Here is a 21,141-nt window from a genome sequence, read left to right on the forward strand (position 1 = left end):
CGGTGCTCGCCGCCGGGGGCCGCTGCCGCGGTCACTCGGGGTGGGACCGCCCCTTCACCGGGCCGGGACACTGCCCCCTGCCACCCCCAGGTAGGCAAGGGACAGCATCCGGGCGGTCCCCGTCAGCGGCCGGCCACCTCGCTTGCCCGACCCATGGGGTCCGGCCAGTTGCCGATGCGGGCGTTCATGGGGTCGGGCCAGTTGCCGATGCAGGCGTTCATGGGGTCGGGCCAGTTGCCGATGCGTGCACGGGCAGGTGCGGAGCGGACGATTGCGGTGGCGCTGAAGTGCTGGGTGTGGATGGACATGACTTTTCTCCTGACTGAGTTTTGATCCTTACGCCGGCGGCGTAGGTGGGCCTGCTCTGCCTGAATGAGCGCAGAGGTGACCTGCTCAGTCGGGGGAAGACCCCGGATCGAAGGACGGGCTCGCGGCCAGGGTCAGCGCCGCGTCGGGCACCAGGCAGTGTCCGGCGTCGTGCAGCGGGTTCCAGAACCCGGCGACGTCGGCCGCTGCCTCGGCGCCGGCGCTGCCAGTGCCTGTCGGCCCCGAACCGGACTGGTTCTGGGGGCTGGCGAAACGCAGTTCCATGTCCTGCCCGGGCGCCGGCGCCGCCGAAACAACGTAGCCAATCGTGGCGGCCAGGGCCCGCATGGCCTGCGTATTCGCCAGGAACTGCAGCGGTGAAACCGCGCCGCGGTCCGGCAGCGGAGCGGTGCTGACTTCCTCGGGGTGCACACGGCCGGCAGGGGAAACCGCCTCAACGCCCCTGACAGGTTCCGCCGCTTCCGAGCGAACGGCCGACGGCGGGGCGTCAGTTCCGCCCGAAAGCCCGGGGGCGGCCGCCTCCGGCAACTGCACCGGAACGTGCGGCAGTGGAACCTCAGGCAGCAGAACAGGTCCCGGCAGAGCGGGAACGGGCACGGCCGGAAGCTGCACCGTTGGAACAGTAATGTCCGGCAGTGCGGGTGCGAGGGAATCCACCGCCGACACGACCCCGTCGGCTGTGGCGGTCACCGTTTCGCTGACCGTGTCAACGAACGGCGGGTCCGTGAGCGGAATATCCGTGATCAGCGGAGCGGCACTGTCTGCCACCTTTGCCACTACCTCTGGTGTCCCGCTGACCACCGGGTCCACGACGTCGACGACGGCCGCCGCTGTGTCGGAGACCGGAAACGGCACAGCGGCGACCGGAACCGCAACGTCCTGGATTGTTACAGCAGGGGTGCCCAGCGGGTCCGGATCATCGGATGCGGCGTTCGCGGTCCCGGCGAACCAGGCCATCCAGGCGAAGCAGAGAAGTACCCCCAGGAATAATGGGCGCAAGGCAGTCCGGCAACGATCACGGAAAATCCCGCCCACCCAGATCACCCCCAGAGGCAATGGAAAATCAGGATACGCCCGGTGCTGCCTGACCGTCCAGACCCCCGTGCTTGCGGAGTACTAGAGGGCAGACCGGCAAGCGCCGGCGTCCCTCCGCGCGCGACCCCCGGCGGCAGGATGGGAGCGCGGCTCACTGCCCGCCGTCGTGCCTTAACACCTCCGGAAGTTCGTCCACATAGACGGTCTGCGGCGGATCGTAGTAGATGACCAGAACCTCGTCGCCCACGGCAAACACACTCGTTTTGTCGAACGGGTGGGCGTGAAAGGCCATGGTGCCGCCAAGATACGGCAGCATGACTTCGCCGATGGTGCCCGGGCCGATGCGCCCCGTCACCCGCCCGATCTTGCCCGTGAGGCTGCGGTCCACGTCCTTACGCATCTGGGGCTTTCGCCGGTCGCTTGCCTTCCCTGCTGTTCTTCAGCGCCGAGGAGAGGGCCGGAAGGTAGTCGCCCACCTGGGCCAGGATCCCGCCCAGCATCTTGTTGACGCCTTCCCCGCCGTTGAGGACTGTCATCTGTCCCACGTGCGAGAACGGCTCCGCTGCCGCCGCGATGATGGCCGGCATGTTCTCGGCAAGTTGCTGCGAAATAACGGCGTCCTGGTTGGTCCCCAGTGCCTCGGCGCGTGCCTTGATGCCCTCCGCTTCCGCCAGCGCCTTGGCCTTGATGGCCGAGGCAGCGGCATCGCCGCGTGCCCGGGTTGCTGCAGCTTCTGCCTCGCCGGTGACCTTGGTGGCGCCGGCCGCGGCCGCAGCGGCGGTGGCATTTGCCTGGGCCTGCAGTTCCGTCCGCCGGGCGTTCACCTGGGCTTCGAGTTCGGTGCGGCGGGCCAGCGCCTCGGCGGCACTGATGTCCGCCGCCTTCTGGCCCTCGGCGTCCGTGCGCTTGGCGTAGGCCTTGGCGTCGGCGGGCTTGCGGATAGTGGTTTGAAGTTTCTGCTCTTCGCGGTCCGCCTCGAGCTTGGCTACCTCCGTTTCCTGGACCACCACCTGCTGCCGCGCCGTCGCGTCCGCCAGCGGCCCGGCCTGGGCCGCGTTGGCCTTCGCCCGTTCGGCATTGGCCTGCGCCACCGACTGCCTGATGGCCGAAACGCTCTGCGCATCAGCAATGAGTGCGGCGGCCTCCGCTTCCTTCTCCGCCGCCTCGCGGTTCCGGGTGGCCTCGGCGATGCGGGCTTCCATCTTCACCTGGGCGATGTGCGGCTTGGCGATGTTCTGGATGTAGCCCGTGGGGTCCTGCAGGTCCTTGATCTGGAGCGAATCCACCACCAGGCCGAGCTTCTCCATTTCCACACCGCTGGCGCTGCGGACCTGTGAACCCAGCTTGTCCCGCTCGCGGATGATCTCTTCCATTGTCATGCTGCCAATGATCGACCTCAGGTGTCCTTCAAAGACGTTATAGACTTGGCTTTCCATTTTGGGCTGCTGGCCCAGAAAGCGCCTGGCCGCGTTTGCAATGAACGGCGGGGCATCGCCGATTTTGTAAATAACAACACCCTCCACAATTACCTGGATGCCCTGCGAGGTAACACAGGAGACTTTGAGCTCAGTTTCGTTCAGGGTGAGTGAGAGGGTTCGTACTGTCTGAAGACCGGGAAATACCAGCGCACCCTTGCCGGTGACAATCTTAAAGTCCATTCCGGCCCGTGTTTCCAGGGTTCCGCGGGTCAAGCCGGAGATGATCAGGGCCTCGTTCGGTTCAGCCACCTTCCACATCAGCTTTATTGCCACCCAGATAAAACCGACGACGAGAACCGCCCCGATGAGGGCGGCAATAAGCGGGAAGAATGCTGACAAGTCCGGCATGGCCCAGGTCCTTTCAGGTTATGGAACAGGCATCGCGGCAAAGCCCCAATATTCCAGCCGTTCGTTCCTGGAAGGCCGGAATGAGGGTAATTCCGGACGGCCGGGCCAGCTGATGTAGCCAGTCTGATTGGCACCCGCCGGGAAGTCCAGCAATTCGGCGGGACAGGGGGAGGAAGGCCCCTGTTATGGTGCCTGCAGCCGTGGAAAGCTGGGACATGGGTCCGAGGACTGATCCGGAGAGGACATTTGCCATGCGTGGAATTCCCGGATGGGCCCTCCGGGTCGCGTGGGACACCTGGCGCGCTGAGCGCGGGGGCCTCGAAGCGATCAACCGCCTGCAGCAGGCCCGGCTTGCTGAACTCGTGGAGTTCTCCCGGTCCGCGTCGCCATACTATCGCCGCCTTTACCGGGACCTCCCGGACACGGTCGCCGAGCCGAGCCAGCTTCCGCCGGTGGGCAAACGCGACCTGATGGCGAACTTCGACGACTGGGTGACGGACCCGCACATCTCGTTGGCGAAGCTAAAGTCGGAACTGCTCTCCGACCTCTCACAGCTGGGCAGCCTCTACCGCGGGCACTACCTGGTGGTGACCACGTCCGGGACGTCGGGTGAGCCGGCCGTCCTGATCCATGACCGGTTCTCCTGGGTGATGGTGAACGTGGTGGTCCGGATCCGGGAACGCCATACCCTGGTGAGGGCCTCGGAAGTGCGGGACTTCCTGCTCCGCGGAGTGCGGGCGGCGGCACTCGTGGCGGCTGGCGGCCACTTCGCCGGTGTCGTGTTGACCGAAAACGCCCGACGGCGTGCCCCCGCCATTGCCCGGCGCCTCCGGGTCTTCTCGGTACTCCGGCCCCTCCCGGAGCTGGTGGCGGAACTCAACACCTTCAAACCGACCCTGCTCTTCGGCTATCCGAGCGCGGTGATCCAGCTCGCCGCGGAGCAGAAAGCCGGGCGGCTCAGGATACGGCCTGTCCTGGCCATTTGTTCCGGCGAGAATCTGTCCGCCACCGGACAGGCATCCATCGAAGCGGCGTTCGGCTGCCGGGTCACCCAGCGCTATCTTTCCTCGGAGGTCCCGGCGCTGACCAGCCAGTGCCGGCACGGCGCCTTCCACGTCAACACGGACTGGTACATCCTCGAACCCGTGGACGCGAACTACTCGGCGGTCCCGGCCGGAAACACCTCCCACACAGTACTCGTCACCAACCTTGCCAACCGGGTGCAGCCACTGATTCGCTACGACCTCGGCGACCGGGTCACGGTTGCGACGGAACCGTGCCGGTGCGGCAGCCCTTTTCCCTCCGTCAGTATCGACGGCCGGACGGGGGACCTTGTCTCCTTTGCGGCACCGGACGGCGGCACCGTCACGGTCCTCCCGCTGGCACTCGGCACGGTGATCGAGGAGACCCCAGGCGTGCGCAGGTTCCAGGCCATCCGCACGGGACCGGGGAACCTGAGGGTGCGGCTCGAGGCGTTGCCGGGTGCCGCCTTGGCCGGCGTGCGCACAGCGGTGACGGAGCGGCTGGACGGGTACTTCGCTGCCGTTGGCGCCGGACCGGTTGCGATAGAGCATGCGGATGAGCTGCCCCGGCCCGACCCCAGTGGCAAGTTCCGGCAGGTCTGGTCCGCGGGGTGAGCAAACGCTGGGGTTAGTGGGCGGGTTCTGCCACCGGCTGTGCCGCCACCACCGGGTGGTCCCGGCCCAGGTTCCCCAGGCCCGAGGCACCCTGCGGGGACCCCAGTTCCTCGAAGAACTCCACGTTGGCCCGCACGTAGTCGGCCCACTCGTCCGGGACGTCGTCCGAGTAATAGATGGCCTCGACCGGGCATACGGGATCGCACGCGCCGCAGTCCACGCACTCGGACGGGTGGATGTAGAGCGAGCGTTCGCCCTCGTAAATGCAGTCCACCGGACACTCGTCGATGCAGGCCTTGTCCTTGACATCCACGCACGGCTGCGCGATCACGTAGGTCATGGCGCGCTACACACCGGTGTAGACGGTTTTGCCCCAGGTGAAGAAGTCCAGTGCGGACTTCCCCTGTTCGCGGAACGTGTTGGTGGAGGAGTCCTTCACGCCGCCGAACGGCACGTTCAGGTCCAGGCCCGCCGTCGGCCGGTTGACCTTGACCACCCCGGCCTGCGCCCGGGCGGCGAAGTCGGTGGCGAGCTTCAGCGAATCCGTGCAGATGCCGGCGGTGAGGCCGTAGCGGGAGTCGTTGATCGCGGCGAGACCGGCCTCATAGTCGGCCACCTCGAGGACAGCCACTACCGGCCCGAAGATCTCCTCGGTGACGGCGGCGTCGTCGAACGGCAGGCCGGTGAGCACGGCGGGCGGGAAGAACAGCGGACGGTCCGCGTCGCCGTCGCGCGTTCCGTCCAGGACCCCGGAACCGGCCAGCAGCGTGGCTCCGCGTTCGACGGCGGAACGCACCGCCGCGGTGTTCTGCTCGAACTGCTGGCTGCTCACCACGGCGCCCATGGCTGCGTCCATGCCGTCGCCGGGGGTATAGGCGGCGGCTTCCTCGGTAAGCGCGTCAAGGAACGCGGCGCGGATGCCCGGCGTGACGTAGACGCGGGACGTGGCGGTGCAGGCCTGGCCGGTCAGCCCGAAGGCGCCGGCGGCCACCACCTTCGCGGCCTTGCGGGCGTCGGCGTCGTCCAGTACCAGGACACCGTTCTTGCCGCCCATTTCCAGCTGCACGCGGGCGCGGCGTGCGTTGAGGATTTCCTGCAGGCCCAGTCCCACGTTGGTGGAACCGGTGAAGGACAGTCCGGCGATGCGCGGGTCGCGGGCCAGGGCGTCGCCCACCACGCGGCCCTTGCCGTGCACCACGTTGAACACCCCGGCGGGCAGCCCCGCGTCCTGCAGGGCCCGGGCGAGGTGGGTGGCGGAGAGCGGCGTCAGCTCGGCGGGCTTGATGACCACGGCGTTGCCGCTGATCAGTGCGGGGGCGGATTTCCACGCCGGGATGGCAATGGGGAAGTTCCAGGGGGTGATGAGTCCGACGACGCCGAGCGGCTCGCGGCGGGTGGTGATGGTGGTGTCCGGCAGGCCGCTGGGCAGCACCTCGCCGGTGGCGGCCCAGCCGAGGGAACCGAAGAAGCGCAGCACGTCGGAGGCACGTTTGACCTCGCCCTTGGCCTCGGCGAGGGTCTTGCCTTCCTCCCGGACCAGGTCCTCGGCGATGGCAGCCTGGCGTTCGATCAGCAGGTTTCCGGCCGTGATGAGGATGGCGCCGCGGGACGGTGCGGGCAGTGCTGCCCATCCCGGCTGCGCTGCCGCGGCGGCCGTGATGGCGGCGTCCACGTCAGCGGCGGTGCCGCTGGGGGAGAGGGCGGCGAGTTCGCCCGGGCGGGCCGGGTTCACCCGCTCGGTGTCCGCCTCGCCCAGCCATTCGCCGTTGATCAGGTGCCGGGCGGTGATGAGTTCGCGGTCGGTGGATGAAGAGACGTCGGTCGCTGTGGAAGTCATGGTGTTCCTTTGGAAGATCGTGAATGGGGGGAGGCCTACAGGCTGCGGATCAGGCCGCCGTCGCACCGGAGCGCGACGCCGGTGATGTACGACGCCGGGGCGCTGCAGAGGAAGGCGGCGGCGGCGCCGAACTCCCCGGGTTCGCCGTAGCGGCGGGCGGGGATGGTCTTGCGGGACTCGAGCTGGATTTCCTCGACCGTGGTGCCGCGGCGTTTGGCGGCGGCCTGGTCGAGTTCGGCCACCCGGTCCGTGGCGATCCGCCCCGGAAGGAGCATGTTCACCGTGACGGCGTCCAGGGCCACCTCGGCGGCGAGGGTTTTCAGGTAGCCGGCCAATGCCGCCCGCCCGGTGTTGGAAACGGCCAGGTTGGGCAGCGGCGCCGCCACTCCGCTGGAGCCGACGGCGAGGATGCGGCCCCAGCGCCGTTCCCGCATGCCCGGAAGCACGCGGGAGATCAGGGCGTGGTGCGGCTTGACCAGCAGCTCGAAGGCCGCGGCAATGTCCTCGGAGCTAAGTGTTGCGGCAGCCCCTGGCCTGGGCCCGGGGCCGTTGAGCACCAGGATGTCGACGGGGCCGAGGTCCGCCACGGTCTGTTCGACGGCGGAGTCGATGCCTTCCGGCGTGGTGAGGTCCGCCTCGATGGCGATGGCACCTGTTCCGTACGCGGTGTGCAGGTCCGCGGCGATCTCCTTGGCCCGGTCTCGCCTGCGGCCTGTGACGGCCACGCGCACGCCTTCGGCGGACAATGCGCGGGCCACGGCCAGGCCAAGACCGCCGGTCGAGGCCGCCACGAGGGCTGTTTTTCCGGCGATTCCGAGGTCCATCAGAAGCTCCCTACAGAGGTGTGGTTGGTGGCAATATGCGGTGCGTTGGCTTGAACCGGGCCAGCCGGGGATTCCAGCGCGGCAGCTGCCTCCCGCAGGTGGGTGAGCATGCTGTAGCGCAGCTTCTCCGGGAATGCCGCGGCCGGCGCCCGGACGCCGGAATCCGTGATGAGGCCGCGCTTCCGCAGGCACTCCTTGCGGACGGCCAGCGCGATTTTGGCCTGCTGCTCGAAATTGATCAGCGGCAGGTACGGCAGCAGCTGGTCGCGTGCGGCTTCATAGCCGTCGCGCTGCCACGCCCGGACGCAGGCGATCAGTGCCTCGGGATAGGAGAAACCGGTCATGGCTCCCGCCGCGCCGGCCATGAGTTCGTCCAGCAGGCCCTGCCCGCCCAGCCCGCCGAACACGGACACCCCGACGGCGGCCGTAAGGTCCGCGATGGCAACGCTGGTGGGCGGTGCTTCCGCCTTCACCGCGACCACGAAGCTGCACCACGTCACCACGGACACGAGGGCCGCGGTGCTGATGCTGACGCCGCTGGCCAGCGGGTAGTCCTGCAGCACCACCTTGGCGCCGGTGGCCCGGTGGATGGCGTCCAGGTGGGCGATCACCACCTCCGGCCGGGGCGAGTTGGCCTGCACCATCACGGCCGCAAGGCGCTCGCCGGCCACAGCCTGGGCAGCCGTGATTTCGTCGATGGCGGGCCTGGTTGCCAGTGCGGTGATGCCCACAACCAGTGGCAGGTCCGTGCATTCGACGGCGATCTCGAGCACCTGGCGCCGCTCCTCAGCGGTCAGTGCGGCCGCTTCGCCGAACACACCCAGGACGGTCAGCCCCGTGGCGCCGATGGCTTCGTAGTGTTCCACCAGCCCGGAGAGGCTGTCCAGGTCAACATCCAGGGTGCTGCCCTGGAAGGGTGTGGCAACAACGCCCCAGACGCCCGGTGACAGCGACTCGCGTGCCGAGCTGGCCATTGAGGGTGCGTCCTGCATCGGGTTCTCCTTTTGTTCGTTCTGCATCTCGTTCTGCATCAGCGGCCGGGCCAGACCGGCGGCCGCTTTTCCTGGAAGGCGCGCACACCTTCGGCCGAGTCCTCGCTGTCCAGCGCGGCCATGAGGGCCGGCAGCCGGAGCCCGCGGGCCTCCGTGGCGGTGAGGTGCCCGGTTTGCGTGACCATCTGCTTCACGGCCCGGACGGAGGTGGGGGCGCAGGCGAGGATCTGGTCCACCCAGCGCTGCACTGCGGCGTCGAGCTCGTCTGCCGGGACCACCTCGTTGACCAGTCCCATGGACTGCATTTCCGCGGCATCCGCCTTCCGCCCGGTGAGCAGCATTCCCATCGCCTGCGTGTAGGGGATGCGGCGCACCAGCTGGTGGATGCCGCCGTCGAGCGCTAAACGCCCTACGCGCGGTTCCGTCAGGCCGAATCTGGCGTTCTCCGACGCCACCACGATGTCGGCGCCGAGCACGATCTCCATGCCGCCGCCCAGCGCGTAGCCGTTGACCCGGGCGATCACCGGGATGTCCAGCGACGTGCGCAGGCTGAGGCCGCCGAAGCCGTTGGGGTCCAGGCCGGCCCAGTACTCCAGGCCGGTCTTGTCCACGGCGGAGGCGGACATGTCCGCCCCGACGCAGAATGCCCGGGTGCCTGCGCCGGTGACGACCACGGCGCGGACGTCGGAGTCGGCCTCGAGCTGGTCCCAGATTTCGTTGAGCCGGGCCTGGGCAGTGCCGTCGACGGCGTTGAGCACGTGCTGCCGGTCGATCACCACGGTGGCGACGTGGTTCTCGATGGTCAGGGTGACCTGGTCAACTGTGTTCGGGACTGCGGTGGCCTCTGCGACAGCCGTCACCGCAGGACCCCCAGCTGCTGCAGGCGTTCGATGGTTTCCGCATCGAAGCCGTTCTCCAACAGGACCTCCACGTTGTGCTCGCCCAGCCGCGGCGCCACGCGGCGGACGGTGGGCGGGGTGGCGGAGAGCCGGATCGGCGCGTTGAGCATGCGCACCGTGCCGACGCCGGGGTGTTCGGCCTCCACGATCATGCCGTTGGCCTCCGTCTGGGCATCGGCCAGGGCCTGCTCCAGGGTGTGGACCGGGGCGTTGAGCAGCCCCTGGTCCTCCAGCCTGCCGGTCCAGTACTCGGTGGTGTTGGTGGCGATGCGCTCGCGGAAGATCGCTTGCAGCGCCGGCTTGTGCTGGAACTGCTGCTCCAAATTGGCGAACTCGGGCCGGAGCGTCAGGTCCTCTTCCAGGCCCAGCGCCTCGGAGATGCGGGCCAGCGGGTCCGGGGTGAAGCCGCCCACCATGCACACGGCGCCGTCGGTGGTTTCGAACACGCCGCTGAGCGGCATGGCGCCCCAGTTGACCTCGTAGCCGCGGTTCAGCTGCATGCACGCTTCCTGCATCTGCAGGTGCAGCATGGAGTCGTACATGGTCACCTCCACCTTCTGGCCCGCGCCGGACGTTTCCCGGGTACGCAGCGCCAGCAGGATGCCCTGCATCAGGTGCATGCCGGTGATGTAGTCGCAGAGCGTGGTGGGGTAGATGGACGGCTTCTGGTCGTCCGATTCCCGCCGCCACATCACGCCCGAATAGGCCTGCGCGATCGCATCCTGGCCGCCCTTGTGCGAGTACGGGCCCACGGGGCCGAAGCCGGTGCCCGAGGCCCAGATGATGCCCGGATTCTCGGCCTTGAGTTCCTCGTAGCCGAAGCCCATCCGCTCCATCACGCCGGAGCGGAAGTTGCTGACCACCACATCCGCGTCCGCCATGATGGCGTGCAGCACGTTCCGGCCTTCCTCAGTGCGCGTATCGATGGAGACGCTCCGCTTGTTCCGGTTGATGGACAGGAAGATCGGGTTGTCCTGGCCGTCCTTGTCCGGGAACGAGTTGCGCGAGATGTCCCCGGCGCCGGGCCGTTCCACCTTGATGATGTCTGCTCCGTAGTCGCCCAGCAGCTGGGTGCAGGACGGGCCCATGAACACCTGGGTGAAGTCCACGATCTTGATTCCATCGAGCGGGAGGGGGATGCCAGCGGGGAGCGGCATCGGTGCGGGAGCCCCGGCGGCGGTTGCCGCCGTCGTGCGTTCCTGCTGTGTCGTTTCCAGAATCACGGTGCTCATGCCGGAACCGCCGCGTCGGCGTCAACGGTGGCGTTCGACGACGGGACGTCGCCCGGGTCGGCGCCGTGCCGGCGCATGCCCTGCTGGATGTCCAGGGCGGAGACGTCCCGGACCAGGAGGCCGTTCTCGACGGCGAGTGCGGCGGCGACGCCGACGGCCTGGCCCATGGCCATGCAGGGCGGGATCTCGCGGGACATCTTCTGGGCTTCCGGGGTGGCGGAGTAGTGCCGGCCGGCCACCAGGAGCTGGTCCACTTCCTTGGGAAGCAGCGAACGGTAGGGGTAGTAGTAGTCGCGGCCGCGGGCCACGGTGTCGGCGAAGTGGCGGCGCTGCGTGACGTCGTCCTTGGTCATCACGTACTCGCCCTGCAGCAGGCGGGTTTGGCGGACGCCCATCTGGGAGGCGACGTCCAGCATGTAGCAGTTCTCGAAGCCGGGGAGGTTGGCGCGGACGTAGTCCACGGCCTCGGAGATCCGGTCGCGGGCGGCGAACTCGGCGGCGGTCATGTCCGCCGGGTCCGTACCGTCGAAGCCGGTCATGTGCGGGGCGTTGCACCAGACCACGCCGTCGATGGGGGTCTTGAGCCACCACAGTTCCCAGGCGCCGCCGAGGAGGCGCTTGATCTTGCGGTTGATGGCGCGGGCTTCCTTCGGGTTGGCCTGCTCGAACGCCTCTGCCGCGGCGGTATCCACGTTGCCCAGGCGGAAGACGAGCGTGGTGAGGTAGTTGTCCTTGGCGTAGCTGGCGCCGGCCCGGGAAGCGACGTCGATGTCGCCGGTGGTGTCGATGACGACGTCCGCCATGAAGACCTGCGGGCCCAGCTTGGTCTCGCAGATGACGCCCTTGATCACGCCGTTGTCCACGATGGGGCGGGAGAACCAGGAGTGCAGGCGGAGGTCCACGCCGGCCTCGCGGACGAGGTCGTTGGAGACGCGCTTCCAGCCGTCCGGGTCGAAGGCTGCGGCGTAGCAGATGGGCTTGGGGCTGGTGTGGGAGTGGAAGTCGAAGGTGCCGTAGCGGCCCCATTTGTTCCAGAGTTCCTCGGAGGTCTTGCGGTCATCGGCCGGCGGGACGACGGCGAGGCCCAGCTTCTGCAGCCGCTCCACGTATTCGGACACGATGCCCGTGACCGTGATTTCCTGGCCGTTGATCATGTCGTCCAGCACCAGGACCATGCCGCCGGAGGCCAGGCCGCCCAGTGATGAGTAGCGTTCCAGCAGGGTGACTTTGGCGCCGGAGCGGGCGGCGGTGACGGCGGCGGCCACACCTGCGGGGCCGCCGCCCACCACGAGGACGTTGGAGCGGGAGATGACCGGGGCGGTGAGGTCCGCCGTCGTGGTGGCGAGTTCCAGGGAGCTGAATGTTGCGGGGGAGTTCATGGGGGATCCTTACTTTCCGACGAACAGGCCGTTGCTGCGGCGTGCGGCGAGGTAGAAGACGATGCTGAGGATGGAGAGGACGGCCACGTAGACCGGGAAGATCCAGCTGAGGTTCAGGGACTGCAGCCAGACCAGCAGGTAGGAGGCGGTGCCGCCGAAGAGTGCCACGCCGATGCCGTAGCCTAGGGCCACGCCGGTGCCGCGGATGTTCTTGGGCATCAGGGACGAGCTGACCACGTTGTAGAGGGTCATGTTCAGCACCAGGACGATGGAGCCGCCGAGGAGGACGGCCGCGAAGCCGCCGATGCCGGGCTGGACGTACATCAGCATGAGGAACACGGAGGGGATGGCCAGGATGCGGGTGATCAGGAACCAGCGGGACATGGCCTTGCCGTCGGCAAGCTTGCCGATGATCCAGCTGCCGGCCACCAGGATGACGCCCAGGATGGTGGTGAGGGCGAAGACTGCGGTGGGATCTTCCTTGAATCCGCTGCGGGCCGCGCTGGGCAGGCCCACGTTCCAGGCGTAGTTGTAGGCCTGGGCTGCGCCCACCACGAAGATGATGGCCAGGACGGAGAGCCAATGCTTGCGGACTCCGGACCAGACGGCGCGGGGAGTGTTGGTGGCCATTTCCTCGGCCTTGAGAGTTTCCGGCAGCGAACGGCGCAGGTACAGGACCACGAAGCCGAAGAGGGCGCCGATGATGAACGGTACCCGCCATCCCCAGTCACTCATCACGGCCCCGCCCAGGGTAAGGCTGCAGAGGAAGCTGATGAGCGAGGCCAGCAGGATGCCGATGTTCACGTAGAAGGACATGATGCCGGCCACGTAGCCTTCGCGGCCTTCGGGGGCCAGTTCCACGGCATGCGAGGTGGAGAGCGGGGCTTCGATGCCGGTGGAGATGCCCTGCAGGACACGGCAGACCAGCAGGATGATGCCGGCCCAGGCGCCGATCTGCTGGTAGCTGGGCGTGATGGCGATGATGAGCGTGGTGCCTGCCATGAGCATGATGGACAGCAGCATGACGCGGCGTCGGCCCACCCTGTCCGCCAGGGTGCCGAGCAGGATTCCGCCCAGCGGACGGAAGGCGAAGCCGACGGCGAACACGGCCAGCGCGTTCAGAGTGGCGGAGAGCGGATCGGTGTTGGGGAAGAAGTTGGGGCCGATGAAGGCCGAGAGGAGGCCGAAGACCATCCAGTCGTACCATTCCAGGGCGTTGCCGAGGCCAAGGCCCAGCAGGCCCTTGCGGACTTCGGGGGTGAATTTTTCGTTTGAGCGGGTGGGGGATGAGTGGCTGGTGCGTGGTGACGGGACAACGTTGTCCGTCCCTCGGGGGTCCGTCGTTTGTGTTTCGAGCATGGAAATGTCCTTACGCTGACGCCCCTGAGGGCGTGGGAGGGTATGACGCATCGACGCCTGTTGGAACAGGCGTTTGATGCGAACGATGCAAGGAGTGTCTGCGGCCACGGAGTGTGTCCGGACAGTTAGGGGAAAACGCTGGTGCCGGTTGGGGTCGGCAGGGTTACCACGCGTGTGGTGCGTTGACCCAGATGGCTACGCATACCTCTTCGTAGCTGTTCTTGTACCAGTGCGGGATCTCTGAGGAGTAGGTGATCGAGTCGCCCTCCTCAAGGCTGTAGCAGACGCCGTCCAGGAAGACGTCCTTGCGGCCCGAGATGATGTAGCAGAACTCCTCACCGCTGTGGGTGAAGGGTGTTCCGCTCGTGTCGTGCCCCGGGGGCGTGCTGATCCACTGCGCTTCGATGTTTCCGTCACGGTTAGGGGTCAGCAGTTCGTGAACGGCTTCCCCTACCGACTCGCGGGTGACGTTTTTCAGGTTGCGCCGATCGGATTTTCGAACGACGGGGGATTTGGATTCATCCTGGCCAATGAAGAACCTCCCTACGGGGACGTCCAATCCGTGAGCCAGCTGTGCCAGCGTGGTGAAGGAAGGGTTGGCCAGGCCGCGTTCGATCTGGCTGACGATCGCCTGGCTGAGGCCGGTGATGTCCGAGAGCCGGGCGAGGGTCATGCCCTTAGCCTTGCGCATGGTGCGCACCTTGTTTCCGACAGTCGCCAGAAGTTCGCTGGTGGCTGGCGGGGCGGGAGTCTCGGTGGTCATTGCCGCATCCTTCGTTGGTGAGCTAACTCACACAACTATAGTGAAGATTTTCAGCCAGTCAATGGTTTTGCCTTGATTAAAGTAAAAATCTTCACAGGAATGCATATTTTGGGGCTTCTGGAGACGCGATCCGCCGCCCCGGCCTCCGTCCGCGTCGGCCCGGCGTCGGCCCTTAAAGCAAAAAGCTGGTGCAGCCGCCTGCATCTACGCAGGGCAACTGCACCAACCGGTGGTTAAAACATTCAGATTGCTATGAAGCTTTCCTCATGAGCGGCTCCTTATGTCCCGGCTACGCGATCCGGGTTACCTGCGGTCCTCGGCCAGATGCCTCGAGAGGATCCAGCCGGCGCCAATCATCAGCACACCCAGCACCATGTGGGTCCAGTTATCCAAAGTGTTCAGCGACAGGAAATTGGCCGCCGAACCTACTCCGACAATGAGCCCGAAGATGCTGAGGACGATGTACAGCAAGCCAAAGCCCATAAGGAAGTTCCGGGCGCCCATTCCATTACGGGACATTACCCAGCCTGTAGCACCGATGACCAGCTGCACGATGTTCAGCAGCATGGACGTCTGGAACAGGCCAAGGAACATGGCGTGCGAATCAGGCCCAAGGAACCTTAGTTCGCCGTACTGCTGGGTAATGCCCGGGATGAACCCCAGGACACCCACCAACATCAGGACAATACCTACACCCATGCCGACGTTCTGGACATCCGTACGTCCAAAGTGAACACCATGTGCATGTGGGGATGCGGTAGTCATTTTTCTGCCTCCAACCACTGATTGCGGACAATCCAATTTTACGGCCGAGTAACGAAAAAAGCGCTGGGAGATGGGGACTTCTGCCCAGCGACAGAACCGCCCCTGTCTGGTGAACTGACACCACCATGCGCCCTGTAACCGTGACCCTCCGAACCTTTGTGGCCGCCGTCGTGCTTCTGCTTACCGCCGGCTGCAGCGTGGCCGTGCCGGCCGAAAAGGCGCCCGCGGTGGGGGCGCTGAGGATGAGCGGGGAGACGGCCGTCCCGGAAGTCGGCGGCACCCGTCCCCTGAACCCCAGGCCCCTGAACCCGCGGCCCCTGAACCGGGCCGAACAGCTCCTGCCCAAGGTGAACGCGCAGCCGTGGGCGGCACCGCTGCCCGTGGTGGTGCAGTCGGCCAGCAAGGACATGCAGTGCTCCATCGACGCGGACGGGGCTGCCTGCCACCTGCTCACGGACGTTGCGCCCCGGCCGGGCGACATCAAGGGCCAGTGCACGGGGCTCAGTGAGTACTTTGGCGGATACGCGGTGGTAACGCTCGACGGCGGGGCCCAGTACGGGCTGTGCGGCAACGGAACGTCGCCCATGGAGGCGGAGGAAGTGGCGGGGCCGGCGTTCCCGGGGCCGTGGATCCAGGACGGCCAGACCGTGCGGCTGGGCAACATGGTGTGCGAACGGGCGCCGGGTGCCATGACCTGCGCGCATCTGCGGACGGGGCACGGCTTCATGATCAGCAGGGAGAACTACGAGCTCTGGTAACTCCGGGGTTTGAGCCTGTCGCAGACGGGTCCGGGGCGCCTCCCGTGACACCATGGAGCACGATGAAACTGCGCGCTGATCAGACCGGAGACCGTGGCATTCCCATGCCCTTGTGGCTGCAGGGAGCGCTCGAATCAGCGCAGGCGGCGGTCATTTCCGCGCTGGTGGTGCTGGCGCCGATCGTCGCGGTGTGGGCCACGGCCGGATTCCAGAACAACAACTTCGACGCCCTGGCCCGGCTTGGCGGCCAGGCCTGGCTGCTGATCCACGGGGTACCGCTGCACCTGACGACGGTGGCCGGGGAGTCCGCGGCGCAGCCGGAATCGGGCACCCTGTCGCTGATCCCCCTGGGCCTGACGCTGATCCCGTTCCTGCTCGCGTGGCGGGCGGGCCGGCGCCTGGCCCGGGCCTCCTACACGGACCAGCTCTGGCAGGCACTCCTGGGTTCCTGGCTGGTGTACGCCGGGTTCGGCATGGCCACGGGCTTCGTGTGCCGCACGGACGACGTCGCCATCTTCCTCTGGTTCGCCGGGCTGATGCCGCTGGTCCCGTTCGGCCTGGGCATGGTGGTGGGTGCCCGGCGCGAAGCGGGATCCTGGAGCCGGCTCATCGGCGTCGACGCCGTGGACTGGATTGCACGGACCAGCCAGCATTCCCGCTGGGCAGGGTCCTACCTGGGTTCCGCCATCAAGGCCGGTTTCGTCGCGCTGATGGCCGCCTTCACCATGTCCGCCGCGCTGCTGGCGGTGGACCTCTTTATCCACTGGGACCTGGTCATCGCCGTGTATGAAGGGCTCGACGCCGGCGCCATGGGCGGTGCCGTGCTCACCATCGCGCAGCTCGGCTTCCTCCCCAACCTCGCCGTCTTTGCGCTCGCCTGGACGTCCGGCTCCGGCTTCGCCCTGGGCGTCGGCTCGCAGGCCGGCCCGCTGGGGACCGCCGTCGGCCCGCTGCCGTCCATTCCGGTGTTCGCCGCCTTGCCTTCCGGTTCGCTCGATTACGGCTTCGTGGCTCTGGTGGTGCCGGTCCTGGCCGGCGCCCTGGCCGGCTGGTGGTTCCTGCGCGAAGGCGAAAACCACTTCGACGAATGGCTGTCCATCAAAGTCCGGGCCCGCTGGTTCACGGCATCGGCGTCAACCATAGTCCTCGGCGCCATCACCGGCGTCGCGGCGGGCCTGATGGCCGCCGGCCTTGCCTGGATGGCGCGAGGGTCAGCAGGGATCGGCCGCCTCACCGACATCGGACCGGACCCCTTGAACACGTCGCTGTGGGTGGCCGCCGAGGTGGGCGTCGGCGTCGTGATCGGCTATGCGGCGGGCCCCTGGCTGGAACGCCAGCAGAAGCTGCGTGAAGCGAACCTGGACACAGCGAAGCCCTAGGGAGCGCCGCCGTCGGGCGTTACTCCTGGAGGGTCAGCGGGTGGTGCGGCTCAGCGGAGCTGGGCGGGGAGGGAGTTCTGCAGCTGCGTCTGGCATTGGGTCATGGCCTGCTGGGTGAGCGCATTGCGCGAGCACTGCTGGAAGTCCCGGACCTGGTTGAAGAACACTGCGGAGACCATGATCAGCAGGACCATCACCGCAGAGACCACCAGCCCTGAAATGGTCCCGAAAAACACCAGCTTGGATTCCTTCAGCTTGATGGCCCGGACCAGCACCATGATGCCGAGCACGATGCTCACGGCCGTGAGGAGGGAGGTCAGCCACAAATAGGTGACGTCCAGCTGGTAGACGAAGAAAGCGCCCAGGACGGCAACGATGAAAGCACGGAACAGGTTGTGCGTCTTCAGCAGCGATGTCTTGGCAGCCTCGCTGAGGGGTTGCCGGGCCTGCTGGGGACCTGCGGGGTCCTTCGGGGGATTCATGTTTTCCAGCCTACGCGAGCGGCCCCATAAGCTAGAGCCATGCGCATCGTTGTCCTCGTGTCCGGTACCGGTTCCAACCTCCAGGCTGTCATTGACGCCGTCAAGGCGGGCGAACTGGACGTGGAGATCGCCGCCGTCGGCGCTGACCGGCCGGGGACGTACGGTGTGGAACGGTCGGCGGCCGCCGGAATCCCGACCTTCGTGGTGGATTTCAAGGCCTACGCCGACCGTGCCGAGTGGAATGCGGCGCTGACCGAGGCTGTGGCCGCGTATGAGCCGGATGTGGTGGTGTCCTCCGGGTTCATGCGCATCGTCAGCCCGGAGTTCATTGACGCGTTTGGCGGCAAGTACCTCAACACCCACCCTGCCCTGCTGCCGGCGTTCCCCGGGGCGCACGGCGTCCGCGATGCGATGGCCTACGGTGTCAAAGTCACCGGCTGCACGGTGCACTGGGCCGACGCCGGAGTGGACACCGGCCCCATCATCGCCCAGGAAGCCGTTGCCATCCTCGACGACGACACCGAGGACACCCTGCACGAACGCATCAAGGTGGTGGAGCGCAGGCTTCTGGTCTCCACCCTGGCGCAACTCGCCGCCGCCTGAGCCTGGCCCAACTGACGTCGCAAAGGGCTGGGCTCTGGTGGTTGAGCTCGTCGAAACTCCATTCAGCACCAAGGCCGGTGATAGCGCAGTTTGCGGAGGCCACGGATTGACCGGACAGCTTTGGTTGCCGCGCGCCAATCGTCGACAGTTCGCGGCGGGTACTTGTGCGGTTTGGGCGCCGCCTGGGTGATTCGTTTTCTGGCTCTTCGCTGGAGGAACACCAAGACGACGCCGCCGAAGGTGACAGCAACCCAATACGTCCAATAACTGGCCGGATGCACCACGCTTGTGAACATCCGCAGCACCGGTCCGGCGCCCCCAACAAGAATCGCGACCATTGTCACGGTGGCGGCCGTCGTTACATGCGAAATGAACCTCACCCGCCTCTCTGCAGCTTCCAGCAAGTCCTGGGTGTGCACTGCTCGGGCGTTCTTATTAGCTATGTCTAGGTTCACGACTTCATTTCGCGAACGCGCCAGGTCGGTGGCCCAGAGTCGTTTTTCGTTCTCGCACTCCTTTTTGGCCGATTGGACAGCCTTAGCGATGTCATTCCGTCGATTTCTTAGCTGTTCCTCATCAGCTCTCCGAGCACGCTGACGACGCTCTAGCTCAGCTTTACGGTCTGCTTCCTTCTTTGCCAGCGCGAATTGGCGCCACTGCGCACGGCGGATGGCTTCGGCGGCGGCAGACGGAGTAGCAAAGGACACCGTTGCAGCACGGTCAGCGACAGAGACGTCAGCGTCATGCCCAATGGCTGTGGCTACGGGAACTTTGGATTCACGGATCGCAAGGGCAAGGTCCTCACGCTCATAACCTATGAGGTCACTCCAGGGGCCGCCGCCGCGAAGAAGGAGGACGAGGTCCAATCCGGCACGGTCGGCCTCATCGAGGTACCCCTGGAGGAGGCGCACATTGCCGCCGGCTGGCCAACTGATATGTCGGTAGACGACTTCCGGGCCTGAGCCCTTCTTGGCACTGAGTCGCCGCTTGAAGTCGCCCAGACCTCTGCCGTCTTCACTGCTTACGACCATCATGCGGGAAGGGCTGATATTTGCAGCCGCAAAGGCTGTGTCTGGATCCGCGTGAATGTATCTTGCCCGCAATCTTTGAGGATCTGCACCGGCTGTCTCCAGCGCCGCCAAGGCCCGCTTTCTCGAGAAGTGCAGGTCGCCGCTACGCGAGAAATCGGGGTCGATTCCCGTGACCCGCACACACACCCTGCCAGATTTTCCCAGCCACGTATCCCCTGTGATTTTCAGGACCGTGCCGAAGGTCATGGCTAGCTCCAGAGATCGCCCGACTGCGCGCAAGGAAGAGTCGATTGACTCTGTCTGGTCTTCCCAGAGGGTGCAAGCCAGAACGTCCACGCCTGAGGTCGACACTGATACCAAGTCGAAGTTCCATCTGGACCCGGACCGTCGGGGGTCGACGCATTCGCCCAAAATGGCCTTGCCTGGACCCTTGACGGCGACTGCAACCTGTTGGCGGACCTCGGTGACACTTCTGTGCTTAGACGGAGTCCGGGGTTCGGTAACGTTGCGGGGCGCGGAGGAGTGAGGACTCATTTGGCCTTCCGGTTTGGATCCGGAGACGGTCCCCGGCAAGTCAACCCGAGGATAGCGCCTACGTCGGACAAGAAGCAGTCATGGCTGTGCGCTGTCCGCGCGGCAGAGCCTACGTCAGCGTGCGCTGCTTCGTCTCGGGGGAGAAGAACGCCATCCACAGCACCGACAGCAGGACCAGCCCGCCGGCGAGTGCGAAGGACGTTGCCAGGCCCAGCTGCGGCCACAGGACCGAGGCGAAAATGAGCGGTCCGAAGCCCGCCCCGAGCCGCGAGAACGTGGACGCCCAGCCGAAGCCGGTGCCGCGCAGGTCCGTGGGGTACAGCTCCGAGACGTACGTGTACAGCACCGGAATGGCCACCTGCACGATGAAGCCGAACACCAGCAGCCAGAACACGGCGGCGGACGGGATGTCCACCACGAACGCCACGATCACCAGGGTCAGCGCGGACAGCGGCCCGGTGATCGCCAGGATCCACTTGCGGCCCACGCGCTCCACCAGCACGGCTGCCACCACCACGCCCAGAAGGCCGACGGCGGCCATGGACGCCGTCGTGAGGAAGGCCTTGTAGTCCTGGAAACCGGCGCCGATCAGGATCCGCGGCATCCATGTCAGGGACAGGTAGTAGACCAGCAGGATGCTGAAGAACAGGGACCATGCAGCCGCGGTGATCTTCCAATTGAACCGCCAGACGCGGACCAGCTGGAGCCAGGCGCTGCCGGCAGAAAGCTTCGGGGCGTCCTGAGCATCCGGGAGGCTGTAAGCGCGGGGTTGGGCACCCGTGGCCTTGACCAGGTCGTCGATGACCTTGGCGGCCTCGTCGCGGCGGCCCTTGCGGATCAGGAACAGCGGCGATTCGGGCACGCTGCGCCGCACCCAGAACACCAGCAGGGCAGGCAGCACCATCACCAGCATGGTCAGCCGCCAATCCGCGAAGGCCGCGACCAGCCAGGCGGAAACAAAGCCGCACAGCGCGGCGCCCACGGGCCACCAGCCGTCCATCGCGGTCAGCACTTTGCCGCGCTGTTTCCGCGGCGTGAACTCACCCACCAGGGCATAGTCCACGGGGATGCACCCGCCCAGGCCGAAACCTGCCATAAAGCGGAACACACAGAACCAGATGAAGTCGGGGGAGAACGCGCCCAGCACCGTGAAGAGCGAGAAGATCAGCAGGGTGGCCGTGAAAGCCTTCTTGCGCCCGATGGTGTCCGCAATCGTGCCCCACGCGAACGCACCCAGGGCCATGCCCACCAGGTTGGCCGTGCCGATCCACGCGGCATCGCCGGGCGCCAGCGCCCAGTGGGTGGACAGCAACGGGATGAGGATCCCGTTCAGCGTCACATCCCAGGCATCGAACATAAAACCCAGGCCGCCGATCACGAAGATCCGGCCTTGGACTTTCCACCGCCAGGGCAGTTCCTGGACCACTTGTTCGCCGCTGGGCACAGTGGTGTAAGTATTCATCTCGGCCTCCTGGGAAA

General features: G+C 66.5%; 21 protein-coding genes. 4 read left to right on the top strand and 17 right to left on the bottom strand.

From position 1 onward, the window contains the following. Nucleotides 1-122: 122 nt before the first annotated feature. The 4 genes from ACSQ12_RS05570 to ACSQ12_RS05585 form a co-directional block, all read right to left on the bottom strand. Nucleotides 123-308, bottom strand: coding sequence for a hypothetical protein (locus ACSQ12_RS05570; RefSeq protein WP_436064659.1), 186 nt, complete (start codon nt 306-308; stop codon nt 123-125). Between the two features lie 85 nt (nt 309-393). Continuing rightward, the gene (locus ACSQ12_RS05575; protein ID WP_436064660.1) at nt 394-1,326 is read right to left on the bottom strand and encodes a hypothetical protein; all 933 of its coding nucleotides are present in this window, start codon (nt 1,324-1,326) and stop codon (nt 394-396) included. Between the two features lie 187 nt (nt 1,327-1,513). Further along, nucleotides 1,514-1,762 (bottom strand): hypothetical protein, encoded by a 249-nt coding sequence (locus tag ACSQ12_RS05580; RefSeq protein WP_209746747.1) that lies wholly within the window; start codon nt 1,760-1,762, stop codon nt 1,514-1,516. Beyond that, nucleotides 1,755-3,188: a flotillin family protein gene (locus ACSQ12_RS05585; RefSeq protein ID WP_043479258.1), complete on the bottom strand. Its 1,434-nt coding sequence runs from the start codon at nt 3,186-3,188 to the stop codon at nt 1,755-1,757. Before ACSQ12_RS05585 ends, ACSQ12_RS05580 begins: the two co-directional genes overlap by 8 nt. Before the next feature lie 251 nt (nt 3,189-3,439). Between ACSQ12_RS05585 and ACSQ12_RS05590 the strand changes: the two genes are divergently transcribed. Then, the gene (locus ACSQ12_RS05590; RefSeq protein WP_436064661.1) at nt 3,440-4,825 is read left to right on the top strand and encodes a phenylacetate--CoA ligase family protein; all 1,386 of its coding nucleotides are present in this window, start codon (nt 3,440-3,442) and stop codon (nt 4,823-4,825) included. Between the two features lie 13 nt (nt 4,826-4,838). On the opposite strand, the gene fdxA is transcribed toward ACSQ12_RS05590, so the two are convergent. The 10 genes from fdxA to ACSQ12_RS05640 all read right to left on the bottom strand — a co-directional run bounded on the left by fdxA (nt 4,839) and on the right by ACSQ12_RS05640 (nt 14,875). Continuing rightward, complete coding sequence (gene fdxA / locus ACSQ12_RS05595; protein WP_209746741.1) at nt 4,839-5,165, bottom strand: ferredoxin; 327 nt, start codon at nt 5,163-5,165, stop codon at nt 4,839-4,841. 6 nt (nt 5,166-5,171) lie between these two features. Beyond that, nucleotides 5,172-6,662, bottom strand: a complete 1,491-nt coding sequence (locus ACSQ12_RS05600) for an aldehyde dehydrogenase family protein (protein WP_436064662.1) — start codon at nt 6,660-6,662, stop codon at nt 5,172-5,174. A 35-nt stretch (nt 6,663-6,697) separates the two neighbouring features. Next, nucleotides 6,698-7,486 carry an SDR family oxidoreductase gene (locus ACSQ12_RS05605; RefSeq protein ID WP_209746737.1) on the bottom strand — a complete coding sequence of 263 codons (789 nt, stop codon included), beginning with the start codon at nt 7,484-7,486 and terminating at the stop codon, nt 6,698-6,700. Next, complete coding sequence (locus tag ACSQ12_RS05610) at nt 7,486-8,460, bottom strand: dihydrodipicolinate synthase family protein (protein WP_436066940.1); 975 nt, start codon at nt 8,458-8,460, stop codon at nt 7,486-7,488. The genes ACSQ12_RS05605 and ACSQ12_RS05610 overlap by 1 nt, the downstream gene beginning before the upstream one ends. A gap of 56 nt (nt 8,461-8,516) precedes the next feature. Next, nucleotides 8,517-9,338 (bottom strand): enoyl-CoA hydratase-related protein, encoded by an 822-nt coding sequence (locus ACSQ12_RS05615; RefSeq protein WP_307864441.1) that lies wholly within the window; start codon nt 9,336-9,338, stop codon nt 8,517-8,519. Next, nucleotides 9,335-10,609 (bottom strand): CaiB/BaiF CoA transferase family protein, encoded by a 1,275-nt coding sequence (locus ACSQ12_RS05620; RefSeq protein WP_436064663.1) that lies wholly within the window; start codon nt 10,607-10,609, stop codon nt 9,335-9,337. The genes ACSQ12_RS05615 and ACSQ12_RS05620 overlap by 4 nt, the downstream gene beginning before the upstream one ends. Next, the gene (locus ACSQ12_RS05625) at nt 10,606-11,988 is read right to left on the bottom strand and encodes an FAD-dependent oxidoreductase (RefSeq protein ID WP_436064664.1); all 1,383 of its coding nucleotides are present in this window, start codon (nt 11,986-11,988) and stop codon (nt 10,606-10,608) included. The genes ACSQ12_RS05620 and ACSQ12_RS05625 overlap by 4 nt, the downstream gene beginning before the upstream one ends. A 9-nt stretch (nt 11,989-11,997) precedes the next feature. Beyond that, entirely contained in the window at nt 11,998-13,347 is a 1,350-nt protein-coding gene (locus tag ACSQ12_RS05630) for an MFS transporter (RefSeq protein WP_209746731.1), read from the bottom strand. Nucleotides 13,348-13,510: 163 nt separating this feature from the next. After that, nucleotides 13,511-14,110, bottom strand: coding sequence for a helix-turn-helix domain-containing protein (locus ACSQ12_RS05635; RefSeq protein ID WP_011690944.1), 600 nt, complete (start codon nt 14,108-14,110; stop codon nt 13,511-13,513). A gap of 303 nt (nt 14,111-14,413) precedes the next feature. Beyond that, a complete protein-coding gene (locus ACSQ12_RS05640; protein WP_209746729.1) occupies nt 14,414-14,875 on the bottom strand; it encodes a DUF4383 domain-containing protein in 462 nt (153 codons plus the stop codon). A gap of 140 nt (nt 14,876-15,015) precedes the next feature. On the opposite strand from ACSQ12_RS05640, the gene ACSQ12_RS05645 reads away from it, so the two are divergent. After that, on the top strand, nt 15,016-15,633 hold the full coding sequence (locus ACSQ12_RS05645; protein WP_436064665.1) for a hypothetical protein: 618 nt from the start codon (nt 15,016-15,018) through the stop codon (nt 15,631-15,633). A 62-nt stretch (nt 15,634-15,695) separates the two neighbouring features. Further along, entirely contained in the window at nt 15,696-17,012 is a 1,317-nt protein-coding gene (locus tag ACSQ12_RS05650; RefSeq protein WP_436064666.1) for a cell division protein PerM, read from the top strand. Nucleotides 17,013-17,062: 50 nt separating this feature from the next. Here the strand turns inward: ACSQ12_RS05650 and ACSQ12_RS05655 are convergent, their stop codons facing one another. Further along, complete coding sequence (locus tag ACSQ12_RS05655; protein ID WP_436064667.1) at nt 17,063-17,494, bottom strand: hypothetical protein; 432 nt, start codon at nt 17,492-17,494, stop codon at nt 17,063-17,065. Nucleotides 17,495-17,533: 39 nt separating this feature from the next. Here ACSQ12_RS05655 and purN point away from each other — a divergent pair, with 39 nt between their 5' ends. Further along, the gene (gene purN, locus ACSQ12_RS05660) at nt 17,534-18,097 is read left to right on the top strand and encodes a phosphoribosylglycinamide formyltransferase (RefSeq protein WP_436064668.1); all 564 of its coding nucleotides are present in this window, start codon (nt 17,534-17,536) and stop codon (nt 18,095-18,097) included. A gap of 62 nt (nt 18,098-18,159) precedes the next feature. Here the strand turns inward: purN and ACSQ12_RS05665 are convergent, their stop codons facing one another. Further along, on the bottom strand, nt 18,160-19,374 hold the full coding sequence (locus tag ACSQ12_RS05665; protein WP_436064669.1) for an exodeoxyribonuclease VII large subunit: 1,215 nt from the start codon (nt 19,372-19,374) through the stop codon (nt 18,160-18,162). 397 nt (nt 19,375-19,771) lie between these two features. Next, complete coding sequence (locus ACSQ12_RS05670; RefSeq protein WP_209746717.1) at nt 19,772-21,124, bottom strand: MFS transporter; 1,353 nt, start codon at nt 21,122-21,124, stop codon at nt 19,772-19,774. Between the last annotated feature and the right edge of the window lie 17 nt (nt 21,125-21,141).

It is taken from the genome of Arthrobacter sp. LjRoot14 (assembly GCF_964253905.1).
Classification (GTDB): Bacteria; Actinomycetota; Actinomycetes; order Actinomycetales; family Micrococcaceae; genus Arthrobacter.

Coding starts and splice junctions, on each gene's coding strand:
- ACSQ12_RS05590 (WP_436064661.1), top strand. CDS start 3,440: ATGCGTGGAATTCCCGGATGGGCCCTCCGGGTCGCGTGGGACACCTGG.
- ACSQ12_RS05585 (WP_043479258.1), bottom strand. CDS start 3,188: ATGCCGGACTTGTCAGCATTCTTCCCGCTTATTGCCGCCCTCATCGGG.
- ACSQ12_RS05625 (WP_436064664.1), bottom strand. CDS start 11,988: ATGAACTCCCCCGCAACATTCAGCTCCCTGGAACTCGCCACCACGACG.
- ACSQ12_RS05650 (WP_436064666.1), top strand. CDS start 15,696: ATGAAACTGCGCGCTGATCAGACCGGAGACCGTGGCATTCCCATGCCC.
- ACSQ12_RS05670 (WP_209746717.1), bottom strand. CDS start 21,124: ATGAATACTTACACCACTGTGCCCAGCGGCGAACAAGTGGTCCAGGAA.
- ACSQ12_RS05605 (WP_209746737.1), bottom strand. CDS start 7,486: ATGGACCTCGGAATCGCCGGAAAAACAGCCCTCGTGGCGGCCTCGACC.
- fdxA (WP_209746741.1), bottom strand. CDS start 5,165: ATGACCTACGTGATCGCGCAGCCGTGCGTGGATGTCAAGGACAAGGCC.
- ACSQ12_RS05600 (WP_436064662.1), bottom strand. CDS start 6,662: ATGACTTCCACAGCGACCGACGTCTCTTCATCCACCGACCGCGAACTC.
- ACSQ12_RS05570 (WP_436064659.1), bottom strand. CDS start 308: ATGTCCATCCACACCCAGCACTTCAGCGCCACCGCAATCGTCCGCTCC.
- ACSQ12_RS05580 (WP_209746747.1), bottom strand. CDS start 1,762: ATGCGTAAGGACGTGGACCGCAGCCTCACGGGCAAGATCGGGCGGGTG.
- ACSQ12_RS05640 (WP_209746729.1), bottom strand. CDS start 14,875: ATGACTACCGCATCCCCACATGCACATGGTGTTCACTTTGGACGTACG.
- ACSQ12_RS05665 (WP_436064669.1), bottom strand. CDS start 19,374: ATGACCTTCGGCACGGTCCTGAAAATCACAGGGGATACGTGGCTGGGA.
- ACSQ12_RS05620 (WP_436064663.1), bottom strand. CDS start 10,609: ATGAGCACCGTGATTCTGGAAACGACACAGCAGGAACGCACGACGGCG.
- ACSQ12_RS05635 (WP_011690944.1), bottom strand. CDS start 14,110: ATGACCACCGAGACTCCCGCCCCGCCAGCCACCAGCGAACTTCTGGCG.
- ACSQ12_RS05655 (WP_436064667.1), bottom strand. CDS start 17,494: ATGAATCCCCCGAAGGACCCCGCAGGTCCCCAGCAGGCCCGGCAACCC.
- purN (WP_436064668.1), top strand. CDS start 17,534: ATGCGCATCGTTGTCCTCGTGTCCGGTACCGGTTCCAACCTCCAGGCT.
- ACSQ12_RS05630 (WP_209746731.1), bottom strand. CDS start 13,347: ATGCTCGAAACACAAACGACGGACCCCCGAGGGACGGACAACGTTGTC.
- ACSQ12_RS05610 (WP_436066940.1), bottom strand. CDS start 8,460: ATGGCCAGCTCGGCACGCGAGTCGCTGTCACCGGGCGTCTGGGGCGTT.